Consider the following 15,038-nt stretch of genomic DNA (forward strand, 5'->3'; position numbering starts at 1 on the left):
AACGCCATCAAGGACAATGCCTCCGGAGGCGCGGGGACCGGGTGTGCGCCGGGCGCGGGTCACGCCTTTATACTAACATCGCGCCGCCCGCTGTCGAGGGGCTTGCGGTCGGCTGCGGCAAGGTCGCCGTGTCGAAGGATTCGTGACCATTTGCGGGCGGGCCTGCTCACGCCGGTTCTCGCCCGCTCTCGCCCGGTCACTCAGGTCGCTCCGGATACGTCCGGTTCACTCCGGGCCGGAAGGGCCTGCCCCGCCGTCGCCGTTGCCGAAGACCGCCCGGCGCGCGTCGGCCAGCCCAGCCGCGTCAAAGGTGAAATCCTCCGACGGGGGCAGCCCGCGCGCTGCGCGCCACTGGCGGTTCAGGTCGTGATACGTTGCGGTGGATGCGCGAGCCCTGTCAAGGCCAAGCCGGTCGGCCACGGCCAGAATGGCCTCGCGATCGCCCTCCAGTTCCACCACGGGACCGAAGGGCACGGTGTCGAGGCAGACATGCACCCCGTCCAGGTGCCACACCTCGCGCACCTTGTCGTAGCCGAAGGCCACGCCGTAGCCCAGGCCCGTCAGCACCTGGTGCATGGCGTCCGCGTCGGCCACCACGGTCTGCACTTCGTCCCACACCTTCACGTCATCAGGAATGGGAGCGGACCCGGCACCCCCCGCACCCCCGGTGTCCTCCGCGCGGGGCGGCCTTTTCATGGTCAGCACGGCGGCGCGCAGGTTCGGGCCGGTCTTGGTGCGCAGCCGTAGCAGCGTGTTCGCCGCGCGCAAATCGCGTCCCGGGGTGTCGTACACCCGGTTGCATTCAAGGTACGGCGCGCCATCCGCGGCCCCCAGCGCTTGCAAAGCGCTGCGAAGCGCGGCAAGGTCCGCTTCGGGGAACTTGATTTCTATTTCCAGTGCCATGTGAACTCCATGGACCGCGTCCCCGCCGTCCCGCATTCCCGCTGCCGTCATGACAGCCCGTGGAAGAAGGAGACGAGGCACGGCCAGGCGCCGCCCCGCGCGGCGCGAAAGAGGGCCTTTTCGTGCAGAAGATCGTCTTGCTGGGCCTTGCGGGCGCCCTGGGCAGTCTGGCCCGCTACGGCCTTGCCGGGCTGGTGCAGCGCGCCGCGCCCGGTTCGTTTCCGCTCGGAACGTTCATCGTCAACGTGCTCGGCTGCCTGGCCTTCGGCTTTGTCTGGGGGGTGTGCGAAAACCGCATATCCCTGCACCCCGACGTGCGCGTGGTGCTGCTGACCGGCTTCATGGGCGCGTTCACCACCTTTTCCACCTTCACCTTCGAAAGCCTGGGACTCATGGAGACCGGGCAGTGGCTGGCCTTTGCCCTGTACGCGGGCGGCCAGTTGCTGCTGGGCCTTGCCCTGCTGTGGCTGGGCCTCGGCACCGGACGACTGGTTTAGGACACCGGACGACAGGTTCAGGACACCAGCGGCTGGTGCAGGCCAACGGGCCGCCCCTGTCACCCATGCACGGAAACCGGCATCGCATCCGCGACCGGAAGGAGCACGCCATGCGCATCATATCCGGCGACGCCCTGCGTCTGCGCATCTACACCGGCGAGCGAGACACCCACAAGGGCCGCGCCCTGCACGACGTCATCCTGGAATGGGCCCGGCGCGAAGGGTTGGCGGGCGGCACGGTGTTCCGGGGCCTTGCGGGCTTTGGCGCCAACAGCGTCGTGCACACCGCGCGGGTGCTGCGCCTGTCCGAAGACCTGCCCATCGTGATCGAAATCATCGACGACGCGCCCAAGATAGAGGCATTCCTGCCCCGCGTCGAGGCGCTGCTGGCCGAAGGGCTGGTCACCGTGGATCCGGTGCGCGTGCTGCTGTACCGCCACGGCCCCGGCAAGGAAGCGCCGCAGGATGCCCACGCGCAACGCGACAGTGACGCGCAGGGCGTCTAGCCCTGCCGACCTCCCCCTTCCCTGCCCCCCGCGCAACGACACCCGGGTTCCGGTCCGCCCCTCTATCGCGGGCGTGCCGGTGGTGTTTCGCGCGCGTCCAGCGTCAGCTGCAAAAAGGCGAGATCAAGCCAGCGGCCAAACTTGCAGCCCACCTCGCGCAGCACCCCCACCTCGGTGAAGCCCATTTTTCGGTGCAGGGCCATGGATGCCTCGTTCCCCGCCTCCACGCCCGCGACCATCACATGCTTTCCCATGTCCCGCGCGCGTCCGATCAGGGCGTGCAGCAAGGCCGCGCCAATGCCGCGCCCACGGGTGTCCTTGTGCACGTACACCGAATGTTCCACGGTGTGCCGATACCCATCCCAGGCCCGCCAGTCGCCGAACGTGGCGTAGCCAAGCACCATGGGGCCTCCGTTCAGGCCTGCCTCCACGGCCACGAGCACAGGGTACCCCGCCGCCCTTCTGTCCGCCAGCCACGCGGCGCGCCCCGCCGCGTCCGTGGCCGATTCGTTCCAGATGGCCGTGGTGTTGCACACCGCGTCGTTGTAGATGGTCACGATGCCCTCAATGTCGCCTGATTCCGCATCACGTATCAACATCGCTGTCTCCCGCAGGGCTGGTCCATTTGGCTGACCGTGTGGCTGACCGTGTGGCTGACCGCACGGCGAACGTCCGGTCAGCCAACCTTATCCAACGCAAACCGGGCGGAGGAAATCCCCCGCCCGGCCAGATGATTGCGTAAAGCCGGATCGCCGCTACTACCCGGCGGCGGGCAGCAGCGCGGCGCGAATGGCCTCGATGCCGGTCTTGTCCACGTACTTGGACACCCGCAGGCGCTTGCCGGAATTTTCGCGGTACATGGCCATGAAACGCTGCACCAGATCAAGCGCCGCCTCGCGGGTCAGGTCTTCGGCCAGCACGTCGCCAATGCGCGGGTGCCCGCCGGAATTGCCGCCCACGATCACCGTCCAGCCGCGCTTGGTGCCCACCAGGCCCACGTCGCGCAGGTAGCTTTCGCCGCAACACATGGGGCAGCCGGACACGCCGAACTTGACCTTGGCCGGGAAGGGCTGTTCCGCCAGCGTCTGTTCGATCTCGATGCCGAGCCCCAGCGAATCCTGAAGCCCGAGCTTGCAGACCGCCGTGCCGGGGCAGGCCTGCACGTAGTGCACGCACAGTTCCACGGCGCGGCCCACGTCCATGCGCAGGTCTTCCCAGATGGGTTCCACCTGCTCCGCCGTCATGCCCACCAGGGCAAGGCGCTGGCCGGAGGTGATCTTGATGATGGGGATGGCGTACTTGCGCGCCACGCGGGAAATGGCGTCCAGGACGTCGGGCGACAGCATGCCGCAGGGGGTGCGGGGCACGATGGCGTAGGTCTGCTTGTCGCGCTGGAGAATGGCGCCTCTCGGTTCCGGCGTGCCGGTATCAGTCATGTCTGATGCTCCTTGGTCCGTATGCGTTGTCGTTGAGGAGAACATGGCGATCACCCGGGGCAATGCCCCGTGGCGATCGCCACATGTGTCACGGGTGTCGGCGTTGACGCACCACAGGGTTCAGCAGGCCCGGATGATGGCCGGGGCGATTTCTTCCAGCGAAACCACCTTGCGCACGCCGCCCAGCTTGATGGCCTCCTGCGGCATGCCGAAGACCACGCAGCTGGCTTCGTCCTGGGCAATGGTGTGCGCGCCAACGTCGAACAGTTCCTTCATGCCCGCCGCGCCGTCGTCGCCCATGCCGGTCATGATGGCGGCCACGGCGTTGCGCCCGGCGTACCGTGCCGCGGAACGGAACAGCACGTCCACCGAGGGCCGGTGCCTGCGCACCAGGGGGCCTTCGCGCACCTCGACATAGTAGCGCGAGCCGTTGCGCTTGAGCAGCATGTGCATGTTGCCGGGCGCTATGAGCACCTGGCCGCGCCGCATGGCGTCGTTGTCCTGCGCCTCCTTCACGGTTACCCGGCAGATGGCGTTGAGCCGGTTGGCGAAGGCTGCGGTGAAGTGTTCCGGCATGTGCTGCACGATGGCGATGGGCGGGCAATCGGCGGGCAGCGCCTCCAGCACCACGCGCAGGGCCTCCGTGCCGCCGGTGGAAGCGCCGATGACCACCATCTTTTCGGTCTGCTGCACCGTGGTGGTCAGCGGGGTGGCCGCGGGCAGCACCGCATCGGCGGAAAGCTTGGGCGGCACCCCGGCGGCCAGCGGGCTGAGCTTGCGCAGCCGGGCGCGGGCGGCGGCCTTCAGCGCGTCGCAAATGCGGATGCTGGATTCCTCCAGAAAGCGCTTGGTGCCCATGCGCGGCTTCTGGATGACCTCCACCGCGCCGTATTCCATGGCCTTGAAGGTGGCCTCGGCCCCCTGCTCGGTCACCGACGAGCAGATCACCACCGGAATGGGGTGCTGGGTCATGATCTTGCGCAGGAAGGTGATGCCGTCCATGCGCGGCATCTCCACGTCCAGCAGGATCACGTCCGGGGCCACCGTCTCCATGCGCTTGGCCGCCACGAAGGGGTCGGACGCGGTGCCTATGAGTTCCAGTTCCTCGTCGCTGGCGACGATGTCGGCCAGGGTCTGGCGGACCAGGGCCGAATCGTCCACCACCAGTACCTTGATGCGGCGGGGGGTCATCGCGTTCTCCGGTAGACGGTGGGAGCCACCTGTTCAAGGGGCAGCGCCATGCCGGTAAGACTTTCGGAGTGGCCGATGAACAGGTGCCCGCCGGGGCGCAGGCACTGGCAGAACCGGCTGAACAGCCCTTCCTGCGTGGGCTTGTCGAAATAGATGATCACGTTGCGGCAGAAAATGATGTCCATGGGCTCTGAAAAGCTGAAGGGATCCATGAAGTTCAGCCGTTCGAAGTGCACGGCGGAGCGCAGTTCCGGCCCGATGCGCACCAGGCGGCGCGAACGGTCGCGGCTGCGCAGCAGGTAGCGCTTGCGGAACTGGTCCGGCACGTTGTGCACCCGCTCTTCTTCATACACGGCGCGGACCGCCTGTTGCAGCGCCCGCGACGAAATGTCCGTGGCCAGGATGGAAAAGCTGAAACCTGCTGTGCGTTCCTGATAGTCGCGCAGCACCATGGCCAGGGTGTAGGGCTCCATGCCGATGGAACAACCCGCGCTCCATACCCGCAGGGGGCGCTGGGCGCGCAGGCGCACCGCCTCGCTCGTCCAGCCGGGCAGCAGCGTGGAGGTCAGGTAGTCGAAATGACGCGGTTCGCGGAAGAATTCCGTGGTGTTGGTGGTCACCACGTCGATGAAGTTGCGCAACTCCTCGTCAAAGCCCTTTTCCGTGAACAGGTAGTCCACGTACTGGTCGTAGCTGGCCATGCCCAGCACGCGCAGCCGCTTTTGCAGGCGCGCCTCCAGCATCACCCGTTTGGAGCCGGGCAGCTTGATGCCCACCTGTTCGTAGACGAAGCGGCTCATGCGGTCGAACAGCTTCTGCGACATGGGGCCGGGGCGGGCACAGCCCACTGGCAATAATGCCGGGCTGTCACTGCGGTTGGGACTCATGCGCCCCCCCCGTGCGACGCCGCGGGCACACGCTGCCCGCGCGGGGGCTGGTCCACCGCAAGCTGCACCAGTCCCGGCACGTCCAGGATCAGGGCCATGCTGCCGTCACCCTTGATGGTGGCGCCGGAAATGCCGGGCACGTCCTTGTAGATGCGGCCCAGGCTCTTGATGACCGTCTGGTGTTCGCCCACCACGCAGTCGACCACTAGGCCGAACCGGCTGCCCTGCGCATCGACCACCACCACCTGCTCGATGGCCGGAGCGGGACCGGAAGAGGCGAACAGCTCGCGCAGGCGGATGTAGGGCACGATCTCTCCGCGCAGGTTGATGATGCGCTGCCTGCCATCGGCGGAACTGGGGGTGGAGTGTTCCGCGCATTCCTCCACGTGGTTCAGCGGGATGACGTACGATTCGCCACCCACCAGCACCTGCAGGCCGTCGATGATGGCCAGGGTCAGCGGCAGGCGGATAGTCAGGGTGGTGCCCCTGCCCACCGCGCTGTCCAGTTCTATGCGGCCACGCAACGCCTCGATGGAGCGCTTCACCACGTCCATGCCCACGCCCCGGCCCGAAACGCTGGTGACCTTTTCCGCCGTGGAAAATCCGGGGGCGAAGATGAGCTCGATGGCCTCGCGCGCGGGCAGTTCCACATCCGGGGCAATGACGCCGCGCCTGCGGGCGATTTCCAGCACCCGGGCGGGGTCGATGCCCGCGCCGTCGTCGGCGATGGTGATCAGCACCTCGCCCCCGGCATGGGCCGCCGAAAGGGTTACCGTGCCGGTGCGCGGCTTGCCTGCGGCGGCGCGCACGTCGGGCGACTCCACGCCGTGGTCCAGGCTGTTGCGCAGGCAGTGCACCAGCGGGTCGCCCAGGCGCTCTATGACGGTCTTGTCCAGTTCCGTCTCGCCGCCCAGGGTCACCAGTTCCACGTCCTTGCCCAGTTCCGCCGAAAGGTCGCGCACCAGGCGGCGGAACTTGCTGAACGTGGTGCCGATGGGCAGCATGCGGATGCCGAGGGTGGTGTCGCGCAGTTCGTCGCTCAGCCGTTCCAGTTCTTCCACCAGCCCCAGCAAGCCGGGATCGCTGCGCAGATGCGCCGCCTGGGAAAGCTGGGCCTGCACGATGACCAGTTCGCCCACCAGATCCACCAGAAAATCCAGCTTGGATGCGGCAACCCGGATGCTGGCCCCTGAATCGTCGCGCGCGGTCGATTCCTTGTCGCGCGACTGGCGGATGGTGCGCACGGCCTGCTGTTCGGCCAGCGCGGCATCCACCCTTTCCGGGGGCACCACGCCCGCGTCGGTCAGCAGCCTGCCCAGGGGGCGCTGCTCGTCCAGCACACGATGCAGATCGTCGGAGCTGACGTCGCCGCGCTCGATCAGGATTTCGCCCAGCCGCTTGTAGGCGGCGTCGTCCACGATGCGCGCATCGTCCACCAGGCGGATGTCGACGTCCGCGTCGTCCTCCACGAACAGGAACACGTCGCGGATGGCGGCCTCGTTCGATTCGCTGGAAAGCAGCACGTCCCACCACACGTGGCACAGCTCGGGCTGCAACTCGTCCAGGCCGGGCACCTCGCTGAAGTGCGGAAACACCTGCGCGCCGCCCATGTCGCGCAGTTCGTCCAGCAGGGCCAAGGGGTTGGTGCCGCTGAAAAGAATCGAAGGCACGGGGCGAAAGCGCACCCGCCAGGTGCGGGCACAGGGGGGGCACGGCGCTTCCGTCTCTGCCGGGCATTCCCCGTCGGCAGTGCCGTCTGCCGGGGCATCGGCCGGGGGGGCGGCCACGGGCACCAGCGCCCGCAAAGAGGCGGTGATGGCGGCGGCGTGCGCCAGGTCCGGGGCATCGCCGGTAACGGCGCAGTTCAACAGTTGGGCGATGTGGTCGCGCGAGGCCAGGGTCAGGTCCAGCAACTGGCGGGTGACGGGCACCTCGCCGTTGCGCACCCGGTCGAACACCGTTTCCACGTCATGGGTGAAGTGGGCGATGTCGTCGAAACCGAACATGGCCCCGGAGCCCTTGATGGTGTGCATGGCCCGGAACACTCGCGCCACCAGGTCGCGGTCATCGGGCTGCGCCTCCAGTTCCAGCAGGGCCGTTTCCAGCTCTGCCAGCAGGTCCTGCGCTTCTTCGATGAAGGCTGCCCTGTTTGCGTCTTCCTGCGATTGCATGTGGCACTTCCTTGTCCGCCCGCCTGACCACGCCGGGCTCACTGATTCAATCGATCCGCCGGTTCCGGGGCCACCTGCTCCGGGCACTCGCCCGCCCGTGTCCATCAGACTTTGGCACGCTTTGGCAGGCTTTGGCACGCTTCGGCAAACCCCGCAAGGTACGGCCGGGTTCGCGGACTTCGGCAGGGTTCGCGAAGTTCGGCCGGATTCGTGGAGTTCGGCAGGGGCCACGGGGTTCCCCGAGTGCCCGGAGCCGTCCGAGTCCGCCTGCACAGGTCTGAACCGGTTCGAGCCGGTGCGAACCGGGCCGGACGGGTCTGGACCAGTTCAGGCTGGCCCGGACTGGACCGCCCCCGGCTGAACCGAGAGGATCCCGGCTGAACCGAGAGTATCCGGGCTGAACCGGGCCAGGGCGGTCCGACAGGACGACCGCGAAGACCGGGCGAACGGCACGAACGGAGCAAACTGCACGAACCGCGCGAGCGGCTGACATGCCCCATCAGGGCAGGGGCAGGCAAGGTCCGGTCATGGTCCGGGCAGGAAAGCCCGTCCCCATGCCGGCCAGCGAGACGGGCTGGTCGTCCCCGGACCCGTCGTTCCGTCTGCCGTGCCGTTGCCCCGGTGCTCCGCCGATGCGAGGCGCCGGTCCTAGCCGAGCACCTTCTTGACCACGGCCAGCAGCTGCTCCGGCTGGAACGGCTTGACGATCCACCCCGTGGCCCCGGCGGCCTTGCCTTCCTGCTTGCGCGTGGCCTGCGATTCCGTGGTCAGCATGACGACGGGAATGAACTTGTACGCCGGGTTGGCGCGAATCTGCCGGATCAGTTCTATGCCGTCCATGTTGGGCATGTTCAGGTCGGTGATCACCATCTTGATGGGGCCGGAAAGCTTGCTCACCGCATCCTTGCCGTCCTTGGCCTCGATGACTTCATACCCAGCGTTGCGCAGGGTGAAGCCTACCATCTGCCGGATGCTCGCAGAATCGTCCACCGTCATGATGAGCTTGCTCATGATATCCCTCGTGCTCGAATGTTCGGAGTTGGCGGTTCAGCACCGGGCCTGGCCGACGGCGACATGCACTGGCCGGTTGGGGCCTGTCGGTCGTGTCAATGCACCCTGGGCACCTCGGGCACCCTGGGCACATCGGCGCAGTGGCGGCAATGGCCCGATGGGGCACCCGGCTGGCATGACGGAGGGGCCGCGACGCCGCATATTCAGAAAAGTTCCACGTTGTCGCCGTAGCCGTCGCCGCTTCCGTCAGCGGGCGCGGCAACGTCCTGCGCAGCATGGCCGCCGCCCAGCACGCGACCGTGCAGCACCCGTTCCTGCTCCATGGTATAGCGGTCGCGCATGGCGGCCAGACGGCGCGACGCCGCAGCCCGCGCCGAGGCGGGCACCCGTTCCCGCAGCGCTGCCGCCATCTCGCCCACCTCGTCGGCGGCACCGGAAAGCCCGGCCACCACCTGGGCGTCAAAATCCAGCCCCTTGACGGCGTGGTCCACCCGGTTGGCCAGTTCCGCGCAGGCCTGGCCAACCCTGGCGAACAGGCGGGCGGCCTCGCCGTTCACCTCGCGCAGGCCGTGGGTAAGCCCTTCCAGTTCGCCGGAAATCTCGGACACCCGCGAGGAATCGAGATAGGCCGTGGCGTAGGTCTTGAGCTGCCCGGCCACGCCGTCCACCTCGCGCAGCAGGGTGGCCAAGGCCGTGGTGCTTTCGCCCGCGTCCTGCGACAGCCGCTGGATGGACGAGGCCAGCACCCCCAGGGCCTTGCCCTTTTCGCCGGTATGGGCGGCCCGGATGCTGGCGTTGAGCGCGATGAGCTCGATCTCGTCGCCAACGTCTTCGATATCTTCAAGGAAAGCGCTCATCTGCGCAACCATTTCGGCCACCTCGACCATGACGTGCCCCATGCGCTCGCCCTGCTCCGCCAGGGACAGCATGCGCGTGGCGATTTCCGTCACGCTGCGCTCCATGTGGTCGAGCACGGCAGTGCCGCCGCAGTCTTCGCCCAGGCACGTCGCGTCGGAAAAGCCCCCGGTGCGCTGCCCCACGCCGCGCACGCTGGCGGCAATGGCCGTCAGTTCGCGCCGCAAGGTGGAAACGGCATCGGAAAAACTGACCCTGGCGTTTTCCAGCTGGGCCTGCTGCAGGGCGCAGATGTCTGCGGCCACGGCCAGTTCCACTGCCACGGCCTCGTCGGCTGCGGGGGCTTCCGGAGTGTTGGGGGAACTGGCGGAAGCATTGCCGAAGGCGCCTTCCAGGCTCGCACGCGCGTCGGTCAGGGCCTCCTCCACGTGTTCCACCTGCTGACGCACGATGTCGTGGAATTGCAGCGAACCTATGATGCGTCCCATGGAAGCGGAAATGTCCGCCGTATGTCCGCGCACGTCTTCCGAGGCCTTGCGGCTGCCCTCGGCCACTTCGTGCAGGGTATCCATGTTGTCGCGGATGGAGCCGAACACCGAATAGGCGCATTCGCGCTGCATCTCGTGCATCTCGCGGGTGCTGGCCTCCGCCTTTTCGGCCAGGTTGTCCAGCGTCTTGGCCTGCTGCATGATGCGGTCGGAATATTCGACGATCTTGTAGCCCAGCTTTTCCACGTCGTCGGCAAGGGTGCTGAAGCCGCGCCCGTCGGCCCCCAGGCGGGCGCTTTCGATGCGCGTGGAAATGCCCAGCATTTGCAAGGTGCGCACCACGCGGGCATAGTCGCGTATGGATTTGGAAAGTTCGTGCACTAGTTCGCGGGCGCGGGCCAGCATGGCGAGGTCCCTGGCGTCATCGTCCACGTGGCAGAGGGTCTGCATGGCGTCCAGTTCCACCACCAGCTCTTCCAGAATATGGCGCACGGTGTCGCCCGAGGCGATGTGGTTCAGCTGCTGGCTGTCCGCGGCGATGTCCTGCACCCGCATGGCCACGTCCTGCAATTCCGCGCCAAGGGCAAGAAAATCGTCTTCACGCCGCTGCACCAGCAGGGCCAGCCCGCTGCCCACACGTCCAAGCCGCTCCCGCACTTCGCGCGCCAGCGCCGTGTATTCCTGCATCTGCGTCCCGTCTCCAGTGGTTCTGCATCCCCGCGATGCCCAGACTGTAGCGGCATCATGCCAGCCGCGCCAGAGTATCTTGCCCAGAGTGTCTCAGTGTGTCTTGCCCATGGTGCCCGGCCCGAAGCATCCGGGCCATGCCACAGTCCCCCGCCCGCCCGACCGTACGGCCTTGTGGCGCCCGGCCCGGCCATCCCCTTCTGACGACAGTATCCGGCCAACCCGGCGCCAGCGTGCCGCCAGGGGTTTCGCCGTGCACACGGGCAAGGGCGCCAGTAAACGCATGGTATCGCACCCCCCATCGTGTTTAAAGTATAAAATGGGGGTGATCCCGCAAGAAAGCGCCCCGTTTCCGCCAGTGGCATTGCACGGTCAGTCCAGAAAGCGGATTTCCGCCCGTGCCACATGCTCGCCCTGCGGGGTCAGCCTGACGTCCACCTTCCGCTTCATGAAGTCGGCCGCGCCAAGGACGATTCCCTCGAAGTATTCGAACAGCGCACGGGAGGAACGATAGGTCATCACGAGAGTGTCACCCCTGTCTTCATAGGTGAATGCGGGAGGATTGATGCCCGGATAGTCCTTGGTGAGCTGCTTGTGCAGTGCATCCATGCCCAGGTACAATTCCTTCAGGTCATTGGTCTTGAAGTAGCGGCGATACATCCGGTAGAAGCCGTCCATGGTGTAACGGCCCAGCTTGCGGAACACGTCCCTGGACGAATCGCCCGTGATGCGCGAAAGCTCGTGGGCCATCTGCTTCAGCACCTGATCCGGATAGTTGGCGGTGGCCAGGAACACGGGGTTGCCCATGGCCTCCAGCATCTTGGCCACCACATCGCGCCCGTAGTTGCCCACGGCGAATTCCTGCATCAGCTTGGGCAGCACCCCGCGCATCTGCCCCTGCGACTTCCACAGCTTGGTGGCGTCCACCTTGGCCTCGCTGAAGCGCACGGCCAGCGTCAGCAGTTCCTGCGAAAGTCCGGCCAGGTCACGCGTGGCCGCCGAGGCCTGCACCGCGCCCGTTTCCGATTCACCGGCCACGCTGGCGATGGCCTCCACCGCGCCGGTGACCTCTTCTGCCGAGGCGGACTGCTGTTCCGCCGCCGTGGCGATCTGGGCCACCCGCTCCACCATGTCCTGTATGCGCACGGTAATGCGGCTGATGGCCTGCCCCGCCTCGTTGGAAAGGCGCGTGCTTTCCGTCACCTGCCCGCCCGTGACCTGCATGGACTGCATGGCGTCGTGCGAGCGCTGCTGGATGGTGCGCACGGCCTGTTCCACTTCCTTGGTGGCGGACATGGTCTTTTCGGCCAGCTTGCGCACCTCGTCGGCCACCACGGCGAATCCGCGCCCGGCGTCACCGGCGCGCGCCGCCTCGATGGCGGCGTTGAGCGCCAGCAGGTTGGTCTGGTCGGCTATGTCGTTGATGACCCCGATGATGCGGCCTATCTCGCCAGCCTGCCCGTCCAGCTGGTCCAGTTCCGCGGCCAGCCGTTCGGCGGACTCGGCCACGGCGTTGATGCCCTCCACGGCATGCTGCACCAGCGCCGCGCCCGCCGTGGCATCGTCACGGGCGCCCCGCGCGGCATCGGACGTGGCAGATGCGTTGCGGGCGACCTCCTGCACGGTATGGCGCATCTGCTCCATGGCCGTGGCCACCGACGAGGCTTGCTCCTTCTGGCGCCCCGCGCCCCGCGCCTGCTCGTCGGCCGAGGCGGAAAGCTCTTCGGAGGCGGACGCCACCCGCTGGGCCAGCCCGCTGATGTCGGCACCCGTGGCCAGCAGTTCCTGCTGGCGCAGTTCCAGGGCCGAACATTCGCGGCGGGCGTCGCTATGGTCGAACAGGGCCACCACCGCGCCGGTCAAGGTGCCCGCGCCATCAACAAGGGATTCGGAATGCGCCTGCAACGACAGGCTCACTCCGGACGTGGTGGCCAGTTCCACGTCGCGATGCATGGAGGTCGTGGGCGGCACGGGCATGAAATCCAGCGCGGCCCTGGTGGCGCCGCTGCCGCCCCCACTGCCCGCAAGGGCCTCTGCCGGGCTGCGCCCCACCATCCGCCCCTCTGGCAGGCCTGCCAGCGTGACCACGCCCTTGCTGGCCCTTGCGATGCGGCCCGAGGCATCCAGCAGCAGCACCGGGGCGGTCATGAGTTCGAAGGCCTTGTGCAGTTGGGTGGCATCCGCCTCCAGCCGGGCGGCGACCTCCAGTGCCGGATGAGGAACCGCGCCCCGGGCGCGCTGGTCGTCACGCACTCGCACCGGCCCCTGAGCGGCCAGGTCGGCCCGCAGTTGTTCCAGCAAGACTGCGCTGGCCCGCAGATCGTACGCCACGGCCACCGCGGTGAGCGCAAGGCCGCAACACAGGGCGATGACGGCCCACATGATGCCGCCCGGCAGCGCAAGACCTGCGGCAAGAAGGGTCAGTGCGGTGCCAAGTACGGCCAGGACGAAGGAAAATGGCGGGCGCGGGTTTTCCATGGCAGCCTCCGGAGGGCGGTGGTGTTGTGCCGGACAGTAGCGCCGAATGTACCGTGTTGCGCCGCGCAAGCAAGCGGGATTGCCAGATTATCATGCGACGGCACAAGGATGCCCCAAGTCTGTTCCCAGCCTGGGCAGGGCCAGGCACGCCTGCCGGCACCGGGGGCGGATCCGCTTGCCATGGCAGGACAACAGGGAGAGACAGGTCGCACCAGACCAAAGCCGCACCGTCGGGCCTTGGCGCGGCGCATTTGCTCGGTGCACGGGCACCCTCTGCCTATCGGCAGGAAATGTGAAAAGACAGGGGGAAAAGCGAAGGCGCACCATAACGGACACGCCACGACAAAGAGTGGCGCAGGTGCGCGGGAGCGCGGCGAAGGGAAGCAGGAGGGACAGACACGGCAAGCGGGCTTGCGGCGGCAAGGCAGGGCAAGGGCACCCCGCCGGGGTCAGACGTCGTCGTCGCCGCCATAGTCGGAGCCGGAATCCGCTGTGTCGGCGGGGCCGCCGAAGGCGGAGGGGGTGCCGCCCCCCTGTGCGCGGGGGCCGTTACCCGCCGGATCGGCGTACGAGGGACGCCGGGCACGCCGGAACAAGGCATCCTGCAAGGCGGCCACGGTGGGCACGCCGCGCGCGGCATCGTCGGCGGGGTGGAGAATGGGGGTGTAGCCAAGCCTGCGGGCCTGGTCGCGGCGGATGGTATGGGCCGCCACCGGGCGGACCTGGCCATTGAGATCGACCTCGCCCCAGAACACCGCCCGCTCGGGCAGGGGCAGGTCGTAGAACGACGACAGCACGGCGGCCACCAGCCCCAGATCCATGCCGGGATCCTGCAACTTCATGCCGCCGCCGATCTTGGCGTAGATGTCCACCTGCCCGAAGTTGAGGCGCAGGCGCTTTTCCAGCACCGCCAGCAGCAGGTGCAGGCGGTTGACGTCGAACCCCAGCCCGGTGCGACGGGGTATGGCCAGGTAGCTGCGGGTGACCAGGGCCTGCACTTCCACCGCCAGCGGGCGCTGCCCGTCCACGGCCATGACCAGCGCGGTGCCCGACAGGGCCGGATCGCGCGCGCCCAGGAAGAAGGTGGAAGGGTCTTCCACCACTTCCATGCCCTGCTCCACCATGCGGAAGACCAGCAGTTCCTGGTTGGGACCAAAGCGGTTCTTGAGCACCCGCAGCAGGCGGAACATCTGCCGCCGGTCGCCTTCGATGGAGATGACCGTGTCCACCAGGTGTTCCAGCAGGCGCGGCCCGGCCAGCGCGCCGTCCTTGGTCACGTGGCCCACCAGCAGCACGGTGGTGCCGCTGCGCTTGCAGGCTTCCACGATTTCCGTGGACACGGCGCGCACCTGGCTGACGTTGCCGGGCAAACCTTCTGCCCTGTCGGAACTGACGGTCTGCACGGAATCGACGATGAGCAGCGCGGGGGCTTCGGGGCCTTCAAGGTGGGGCAGCACGTCGTCCAGCCGGGTGGTGGCCACGGCCATCAGCTCGTCGTGCAGCACGCCGAGGCGGGCGGCGCGGGCCTTCAACTGGGGCAGCGATTCCTCGCCCGAAAGGTACAGCACGCCGCGCCCTGCGGCGGCCACGGCCCCGGCCACCTGCAACAGCAGCGTGGACTTGCCGATGCCCGGCTCGCCCCCCACAAGGATGGCCGCGCCCGGCACAAGGCCCTTGCCCAGCACGCGGTCCAGCGCGTCCAGCCCGCTGCCGAAGGGTTCGGCACCGTGGTCGACCACGTCCTTGAGCGGTTGCGCCCTGCCCTGCGCGCCAACGGACGAGGCGCCGGGGCGCGCCCCGGCCTTGCCCGCGCGCGGGGCCACGGTCAGTTCAAGGGTGTTCCATTCCTTGCAGGCGGGGCACTGGCCGCGCCATTGCGGCGCGCGCGCCCCGCAGGCGGTGCAGACGTAGGTTTCGCGCAGCTTCAC

12 protein-coding genes are annotated in these 15,038 nt (G+C 67.8%); 2 read left to right on the forward strand and 10 right to left on the reverse strand.

The window, feature by feature from the left end; translation table 11 throughout:
- Positions 1–225: 225 nt before the first annotated feature.
- Positions 226–903 carry a class IV adenylate cyclase gene (locus K6142_RS07310; RefSeq protein WP_190244370.1) on the reverse strand — a complete coding sequence of 226 codons (678 nt, stop codon included), beginning with the start codon at positions 901–903 and terminating at the stop codon, positions 226–228.
- Between the two features lie 122 nt (positions 904–1,025).
- Here K6142_RS07310 and crcB point away from each other — a divergent pair, with 122 nt between their 5' ends.
- Both crcB and K6142_RS07320 read left to right on the forward strand, forming a co-directional pair.
- On the forward strand, positions 1,026–1,400 hold the full coding sequence (gene crcB / locus K6142_RS07315) for a fluoride efflux transporter CrcB (protein ID WP_190244371.1): 375 nt from the start codon (positions 1,026–1,028) through the stop codon (positions 1,398–1,400).
- Positions 1,401–1,510: 110 nt separating this feature from the next.
- Complete coding sequence (locus K6142_RS07320) at positions 1,511–1,906, forward strand: DUF190 domain-containing protein (protein WP_190244372.1); 396 nt, start codon at positions 1,511–1,513, stop codon at positions 1,904–1,906.
- Positions 1,907–1,968: 62 nt separating this feature from the next.
- Here K6142_RS07320 and K6142_RS07325 read toward each other — a convergent pair whose 3' ends face one another.
- The 9 genes from K6142_RS07325 to radA all read right to left on the reverse strand — a co-directional run bounded on the left by K6142_RS07325 (position 1,969) and on the right by radA (position 15,038).
- Positions 1,969–2,505 carry a GNAT family N-acetyltransferase gene (locus K6142_RS07325; RefSeq protein WP_190244373.1) on the reverse strand — a complete coding sequence of 179 codons (537 nt, stop codon included), beginning with the start codon at positions 2,503–2,505 and terminating at the stop codon, positions 1,969–1,971.
- Between the two features lie 159 nt (positions 2,506–2,664).
- Positions 2,665–3,342, reverse strand: coding sequence for an NAD(P)/FAD-dependent oxidoreductase (locus K6142_RS07330; RefSeq protein WP_190244374.1), 678 nt, complete (start codon positions 3,340–3,342; stop codon positions 2,665–2,667).
- Between the two features lie 120 nt (positions 3,343–3,462).
- Positions 3,463–4,533, reverse strand: a complete 1,071-nt coding sequence (locus K6142_RS07335) for a chemotaxis response regulator protein-glutamate methylesterase (RefSeq protein ID WP_190244375.1) — start codon at positions 4,531–4,533, stop codon at positions 3,463–3,465.
- Positions 4,530–5,420, reverse strand: coding sequence for a CheR family methyltransferase (locus tag K6142_RS07340; RefSeq protein ID WP_190244376.1), 891 nt, complete (start codon positions 5,418–5,420; stop codon positions 4,530–4,532). Before K6142_RS07340 ends, K6142_RS07335 begins: the two co-directional genes overlap by 4 nt.
- The gene (locus K6142_RS07345) at positions 5,417–7,591 is read right to left on the reverse strand and encodes a chemotaxis protein CheA (protein ID WP_190244377.1); all 2,175 of its coding nucleotides are present in this window, start codon (positions 7,589–7,591) and stop codon (positions 5,417–5,419) included. The genes K6142_RS07340 and K6142_RS07345 overlap by 4 nt, the downstream gene beginning before the upstream one ends.
- Before the next feature lie 648 nt (positions 7,592–8,239).
- A complete protein-coding gene (locus K6142_RS07350; RefSeq protein ID WP_012611617.1) occupies positions 8,240–8,602 on the reverse strand; it encodes a response regulator in 363 nt (120 codons plus the stop codon).
- A gap of 203 nt (positions 8,603–8,805) precedes the next feature.
- Positions 8,806–10,632 carry a methyl-accepting chemotaxis protein gene (locus tag K6142_RS07355; protein ID WP_190244378.1) on the reverse strand — a complete coding sequence of 609 codons (1,827 nt, stop codon included), beginning with the start codon at positions 10,630–10,632 and terminating at the stop codon, positions 8,806–8,808.
- Between the two features lie 372 nt (positions 10,633–11,004).
- On the reverse strand, positions 11,005–13,110 hold the full coding sequence (locus K6142_RS07360) for a methyl-accepting chemotaxis protein (RefSeq protein ID WP_190244379.1): 2,106 nt from the start codon (positions 13,108–13,110) through the stop codon (positions 11,005–11,007).
- A gap of 449 nt (positions 13,111–13,559) precedes the next feature.
- Positions 13,560–15,038 (reverse strand): DNA repair protein RadA, encoded by a 1,479-nt coding sequence (gene radA, locus K6142_RS07365; RefSeq protein WP_190244380.1) that lies wholly within the window; start codon positions 15,036–15,038, stop codon positions 13,560–13,562.

Source organism: Nitratidesulfovibrio sp. SRB-5, assembly GCF_019931275.1.
Taxonomy (GTDB): Bacteria; Desulfobacterota; Desulfovibrionia; order Desulfovibrionales; family Desulfovibrionaceae; genus Cupidesulfovibrio.